Origin of the sequence: Bacillus sp. SIMBA_008, from assembly GCF_046535495.1 — a bacterium.
In the GTDB taxonomy this organism is placed as follows: Bacteria; Bacillota; Bacilli; order Bacillales; family Bacillaceae; genus Bacillus; species Bacillus subtilis.
This window is the reverse complement of record NZ_JAWRWL010000343.1, coordinates 1-278: the sequence shown is the minus strand read 5'-3', so window position 1 is coordinate 278 and position 278 is coordinate 1. Positions and strand designations below refer to the sequence as shown.

Below are 278 nucleotides of genomic sequence, written 5' to 3'. Positions count from 1 at the left end.
CCGTCAGTCGCCGCAGGCATGTGCCAGCCCCAGGCGCGGTGCCTGCCGGCACAGGAACTCGCGCTGCGCGGCCGGCTGGTCGGCACCGTCGTAGCGCAGCAGCGTCCAGCGCTCGCCGGCCTGCATGCGCTCGCCCGGGGCAAGCTGGCGGTAGGGCGCATGGACCTCCACCGTCGATCGCGACAGCCACGCCCGGTTCCAGGCTGGCCACGCCAGCGCGCGGCGCGGCGGCGCAGGCGAGCACCGGTGCCAGCAGCAGGCACCACAACAAACCGCGC

1 protein-coding gene is annotated in these 278 nt (G+C 75.5%); it reads right to left on the bottom strand.

The features are described 5' to 3' along the window. Positions 1-3: 3 nt before the first annotated feature. A partial coding sequence (locus SB658_RS23505) for a hypothetical protein (RefSeq protein WP_410602703.1) occupies positions 4-278 on the bottom strand: 275 nt, incomplete at its 5' end.